Source organism: Aquabacterium sp. T101 (assembly GCF_057219775.1).
In genome coordinates this window covers 1,496,649-1,503,117 of record NZ_JBXVVZ010000001.1, presented here as the reverse complement: position 1 = coordinate 1,503,117, position 6,469 = coordinate 1,496,649, and the positions used below count along the sequence as shown (strand labels likewise).

Below are 6,469 nucleotides of genomic sequence, written 5' to 3'. Positions count from 1 at the left end.
CGGAAGGTGTAGCCGCCGTCCTGGACGGTCTCGCCGTACATGCCGAAGCTGAAGGTGGTGCCGCTGGGGGTGTTGAACACGGGCAGGGCGCCGGAGCCCCAGTCGGCGAAGGTCAGGGGCGCGGCACTGGAGACGTTGCGGTTGTCCAGGCGCACGGACACGTTCCAGGCACCGCCGCGCGCGAAGTACAGCTGCGAGCCCGCGGGCAGGGCGTTCAGGTTCAGGCCTGACAGGTCACGCTTGGGGGCGGACTGGGTGCCGGCGTTGGCGTTGTTGCCGGGCACGCAGCCCGACACGGCGCCGGTCTGGCAGTCGCTGAAGTAGTAGACCAGCGCGCCCGGGGGCACGGGAGCCGGAGCCGGCGCGGGGGCCGGAGCCGGAGCTGGGGCGGGGGCGGGGGCGGGGGCCGGAGCAGGGGCCGGCGCCGGCGCCGGGGCGGGAGCGGGAGCCGGGGCGGGAGCGGGAGCCGGGGCGGGAGCGGGAGCCGGGGCGGGAGCGGGAGCCGGGGCCGGAGCGGGAGCCGGGGCCGGAGCGGGAGCCGGGGCCGGGGCCGGGGCCGGGGCCGGGGCCGGGGCCGGAGCGGGAGCCGGGGCCGGAGCAGGCGCGGGAGCAGGCGCGGGAGCCGGCGCTGTCGACGCCAGTTCGACCGAGATCACCTTTGACGTCGCATTGCCCGCGCCGTCGTAGGCGCGCACGACGATCCGGTTGGTGCCCTGCGCCAGCGGCAGCGACGACGCCGTCCAGGTGGCCGTGCCCCAGGTGCCCGACTTGGCCGCCACGCCGTTGCCACCGCGGTCGTTGACCCAGGTGATCTTGCTGATCTTGCGGTCGTCGGTGGCCGACCCCGCCAGCGTCACCGACGCGGACGTCGTGGAATAGGTTTCGGCGGTGGTCGGCGTCGCGATCACCAGGTTCGGTACCGCACGGTCCAGGCGCAGTTCGGCGTCTTCCCGTTCCGCGGCGTTCGGATCCACCGACTCGGACTCGGTGGCGCCGCCACAGGCGACGAGGATGGCGCACGCCGCAGCAACGGGGGCCAGCTTGAGGGGGAAGCGCAGGGTCTTGGTCATGGTGATGCTCGGACAGGAATCAGGGCCGCACGGAGTGCCGGCGGACCGCGTCGGTCCGGTGCCGGCTGCGAAGGGTTCTTGCTGCGGGGGAACCGACCGGGTCGGCGTGGCGGCAGGACGAACGGAACAGCTCGGGTCGGACCGCCAGCGCCGGGCCAGACGGGGTCTGGGAGGAGAGTGCAGTGGGGTACGACATCGATGCACACAGGCTATCGACGCCGCGCGAGGCGCCTGTAAGGCAAATCGTTTCGCTGTAACGGTGGCGAGGCCGCGGGTAACCGCCGACGCCCTGCCGCCGTCTCCCTTGAATCAGGGGGATAGGGGGGTTGACAGTTACGAAATCACGATTCGTCGCCGAGGCATTCCCAACAATGTCTCGTGAAAATTACATGTGGAAGCGCACTGCTTCGGGGCGCCCGAAGGCGCCGGTGCGGCGGCCCGCAAGCCGGCGATTCCTCACGGAACCGTGCAGAAGCACCGTCGTTTTTCGCGTTCACACCCATCTAGGGGTGCTTGCCCGCAGTGAGCGGGCCAAATAATTCGTCCACGCATCGAGCGCGGTGTCGGCAGGAAGTACGTGCTGACATGAAGGCCGCGCAACATGTCGGCCCCGACGGGGACGCGCAGCGTCCGGCAGGGGGCCCACGCCGGCGCCGGGCCGGCGACTGCTCAACAACGAACGAATCTATCCGCGGACGACGATGGCAAATTCATGGCGTTGCGTGCTGATCGGCGGCGAGTCGCTGCTGATCCAATGTGCCGAGATCCTGGAACAGCGGGGCCACGCCGTCGCCGCGATCGTGTCGGGCCGGCCGGCCATCCGCAAATGGGCCGCGGCGCGCGGCGTGCGCGTGCTGGCCGACGCCGCCGCGCTGCGCGGGGCGGCCGACCTCGGCCGCATTGACTACCTGTTCAGCGTCACCAACCTGTCGGTGCTGCCGGCCGACGTGCTGGCCCTGCCCGTGCGCGGCGCGATCAACTTCCACGACGGCCCGCTGCCCGAGTACGCCGGCCTGAACACGCCGGTGTGGGCGCTGCTCAATGGCGAGAAGGCCTACGGCATCACCTGGCACACGATGACGGCGCAGGTGGACCAGGGCGACATCCTGGTCCAGAAGCGCTTCGCGCTGGGTGACGCCGAGACCTCGCTGACGCTCAACACGCGCAACTACGAGGCCGCCATCGAGGGCTTCGAGGAACTGATGGCCGGCCTGGAAGCCGGCACGCTGGCCGGCCAGCCGCAGACGAAGGCGCTGGAGCGCTACTACGGCCGCAAGGACCGCCCCGAGGCGGCCTGCGCGATCCGCTGGGACCAGGGCGCCGACCGCATCGTCACGCTGGTGCGCGCACTGGACTTCGGCACCTATGCCAACCCGATCGGCGCGCCCAAGCTGAGCGTCGGCGGCCGGGTGCTGCTGGTGGCCGCGGCCGAGAAGGCCGGCACGTCGTCGGGTGCCGAGCCCGGCACCGTGGTGGCGGCCGACCTGTCGGGCATCACCGTGGCCACCGCCGACGGCGACCTGCGCCTGTCTCGGCTCGAAGCGACCTGCGGCCGTGCCGTCTCGGCCGGCGAGGCCCAGTCCGAGTTCGGCCTGCGCGCCGGCACCCGCCTCGACGTGCCGTCGGCCGACGCGGTGGCACGCCGGTCGGCGCTCAATGCCGCGGTCTGTGCGCACGAGCCGTTCTGGCTGCGTCGCCTGGAGACCCAGGAGACGGTGGAACTGCCGACCATCGACCGCAGCGCGCCGCCGCAGCCGGCGCAGTGGATGCACCTGGACGCGGCGCATCCCGCCGCGGCCGGCGACCGTGGCGACACCCTCGTCGCCGCCGCGCTGGGCCTGCTGGCCCGCCTGGCCGACAAGGACGCCTTCGACGTCGGCTTCGCCGACCCGGCGCTGGCCGACCAGGTCGGCCCCGACGGCGCGTGGTTCGCGGCCCAGGTGCCACTGCGCGCCGCGGTCGACTTCGCGCTGCCGTTCGCCCGCCTGCGCGACGCGGTGGTGGCCGAGCGCACCGAACTTCGCAAGCGCGGCAGCTTCGCCACCGACGCCGTGGCGCGCACGCCCGAACTGCGCGCGATGGCCGTGGCGCGCGACCCGCGCGTGCTGCCGGTGTCGGTGCTGATCGTGCGTTCGCTCGACGCCGTCTCGGCGCGGCCGGGCAACGAGCTGACCGTGGCCTTCACCGAGGACGGCCGCGCCAGCCGCTGGCTGTTCGATGCCGCCAAGCTGTCGCGCGGCCAGGTGCAGGCACTGCAGTCGCAGTTCGCCCAGCTGCTCGAAGCCGCCGACGCCGACGCGCAGCGCCCCCTGGCCGAGCTGCCGCTGCTGGACGCCGCGCTGCGCCATCGCGTGCTCGACGAGTGGAACGCCACCGCCGCCCCGGTGCGCGCCGACGCCTGCGTGCACCGCCTGTTCGCCGAGCAGGCCGCGCGCACGCCGGACCAGCCGGCCGTCACCTGCAACGGCGTCACGCTCACCTACGCCGAACTCGACCGCCGCTCCAGCCAGCTCGCGCGCCGCCTGTCGGCGCTGGGCGTGGGCCCGGACTCGCTGGTGGGCCTGATGGCCGAGCGCTCGGTGGAGCTGATCGTCGGCCTGATCGGCATCCACAAGGCCGGCGGCGCCTATGTGCCGCTGGACCCGACCTACCCGCGCGACCGCATCGCCTACATGGTGGAGGACGCCAAGGTCGCCGTGCTGCTGACGCAGGAGCGCCTGCGCGGCGACCTGCCGAAGTACCGCGGCAAGGTGGTCTGCCTGGACAGCGACTGGGCCTCGATCGGCACGGAGCCGGCCGACGCCTTCGATGGCGGCGCCGAGCCGCGCCACCTCGCCTACGTGATCTACACCTCGGGCTCGACCGGCAAGCCCAAGGGCGTGATGGTCGAGCACCGCAACGTCGTCAACTTCTTCGCCGGCATGGATCGCCACCTCGGCGACGACGCGCCGGGCACGTGGCTGGCCGTCACCAGCCTGTCGTTCGACATCTCGGTGCTCGAGCTGTGCTGGACCCTGGCGCGCGGCTACCACGTGGTGGTGTCGTCCGACGAGGACCGCTCCGCGGCCACGCCGGCGCGCGGCGCGCATGCGCACCGGCCGCTGGACTTCAGCCTGTTCTACTTCTCCAGCGACGAGTCCGAGGGCGTCACCGACAAGTACCGACTGCTGCTCGAAGGCGCGAAGTACGGCGACCAGCACGGCTTCGCCGCGGTGTGGACGCCCGAGCGCCACTTCCATGCCTTCGGCGGCCTGTACCCGAACCCGGCGGTCACCGGCGCGGCCATCGCGGCCGTCACCGAGCGGGTGCAGATCCGCGCCGGCAGCGTGGTGCTGCCGCTGCACCATCCGCTGCGCGTGGCCGAGGAATGGTCCGTGGTGGACAACATCTCCAAGGGCCGCGTGGGCATCTCGTTCGCGTCGGGCTGGCAACCCAACGACTTCGTGCTCCGGCCCGAGAACTACGCCGACAACAAGAACGTGATGCTGAAGAACATCGACGTCGTGCGGCGCCTGTGGCGCGGCGAGGCGATCGCCTTCGACGGCCCGCTGGGCAAGGCGGTGGACACGCGCATCCTGCCGCGCCCGGTGCAGAAGGAACTGCCGTACTGGGTCACCTCGGCCGGCAACCCCGAGACCTTCATCGCCGCCGGCCGCATCGGCGCCAACGTGCTGACCCACCTGCTGGGCCAGACGGTCGAGGAGCTCAAGGACAAGCTGGCTGCCTACCGCCAGGCCTGGAAGGACGCCGGCCACCCCGGCGAGGGCTATGTGTCGCTGATGCTGCACACCTTCGTCGGCCCCGACGCCGCCGCGGTGCGCGCCAAGGTGAAGCAGCCGCTCATCGAGTACCTGCGCAGCTCGCTGAACCTGGTCAAGCAGTACGCCTGGAGCTTCCCTGCGTTCAAGAACCGCGACGCGATGGGCGGCATCGACCTGCAGTCGATCTCCAAGGAGGAGATGGACGCGCTGCTGGAGCATTCGTTCGAGCGCTACTACGAGACCAGCGGCCTGTTCGGCACGCCCGAGAGCTGCGTCGCGATGGTGGACGCCATCAAGGCGATCGGCGTCGACGACGTGGCCTGCCTGATCGACTTCGGCGTCGACTCCGCGTCGGTGCTGGAGCACCTGCCCTACCTGAACCAGCTGCGCAAGCTGTCGCTGCCGCCGCGCGTGACGAGCGCCGAGCACACGCTGCCGGCGCTGCTGTCGCGCCACCGTGTCACCCACCTGCAGTGCACGCCGTCGATGGCGCGCATGCTGCTGATGGACGACCAGGCCAAGGCGGGCATGAAGGGCCTGCAGCGCATGATGGTCGGCGGCGAGGCGCTGCCGCCGCCGCTGGCGCGCGAACTCAACGATCTGATCGCCGGCCGGTTGATGAACATGTACGGGCCCACCGAGACCACCATCTGGTCGGCGGTGCACGTGCTGGACAAGTCGCACGACGGCCCGGTGCCGCTGGGCCGCCCGCTGGCCAACCAGTCGATCTACGTGCTCGACCGGCGCCAGCAGCCGCTGCCGCCGGGCGTGCCCGGCGAGCTGGTGATCGGCGGCCTGGGCGTGGTGCGGGGCTACCTGCACCGGCCCGAGCTGACGGCCGAGCGCTTCCTGCCGCACCCGTTCCAGGGCGCCGCGGGCGGCCGCATCTACCGCACCGGCGACCTGGCGCGCCTGCGCGAGGACGGCATGGTGGAGTTCCTCGGTCGACTCGACCACCAGGTCAAGGTGCGCGGCTACCGCATCGAGCTGGGCGAGATCGAGGCCGCGCTGCTGGCACACCCCGCGGTGCGCGAGGCGGTGGTGGTGGCGCGCGAGGACACGCCGGGCGACGTGCGCCTGGTGGGCTACCTCGTGGCCCAGGCCGGCCAGACGATCGAGCAGGCCGCCCTGCGCGAGCAGTTGCGCGAGCGCCTGCCCGATTTCATGGTGCCGGCCTTCCTGGTCGTCATCGACGCCATGCCGCAGACCCCGAACGGCAAGATCGACCGCAAGGCCCTGCCGGCACCGGACACGGCCACGGCCGCGCCGGCCGCGGCCGAGGCCTTCGTCGCGCCGACGGCGGGCCTGGAGGAGACCATCGCGTCGATCTGGAAGGACGTGCTCAAGCTGCCGCAGGTCGGCACGCGAGACAACTTCTTCGATCTCGGCGGGCATTCGCTGCTGGCCGTGCAGACGCACCGCCGGCTCAAGGAGGCGCTGCAGCGCGAGCTGTCGATCACCGACATCTTCCGCTTCCCGACCATCCAGAGCCTGTCGGCCTACCTCGGCAACGAGGGTGAGGACGACGCCGCGGCGCAGTCGGGCAAGGCGCGAGCCCAGGGCCGGCGCGCGGCGATGCAGCGGCGCCGGGCCACGGCCGACGCCGACGCCGACGAATAGACCCTGGCGTCGCAGGGG

General features: G+C 72.2%; 2 protein-coding genes. One reads left to right on the top strand and one right to left on the bottom strand.

Features of this window, described 5'->3' with window-relative positions; genetic code table 11:
• Window positions 1-1,070 (bottom strand): Ig-like domain-containing protein (locus AC2EAQ_RS07090; RefSeq protein WP_484641125.1); only part of this gene is annotated, 1,070 nt, incomplete at its 3' end.
• A 701-nt stretch (window positions 1,071-1,771) separates the two neighbouring features.
• On the opposite strand from AC2EAQ_RS07090, the gene AC2EAQ_RS07085 reads away from it, so the two are divergent.
• Window positions 1,772-6,451: a MupA/Atu3671 family FMN-dependent luciferase-like monooxygenase gene (locus tag AC2EAQ_RS07085; protein WP_484641124.1), complete on the top strand. Its 4,680-nt coding sequence runs from the start codon at window positions 1,772-1,774 to the stop codon at window positions 6,449-6,451.
• The last annotated feature ends 18 nt before the right edge of the window (window positions 6,452-6,469 follow it).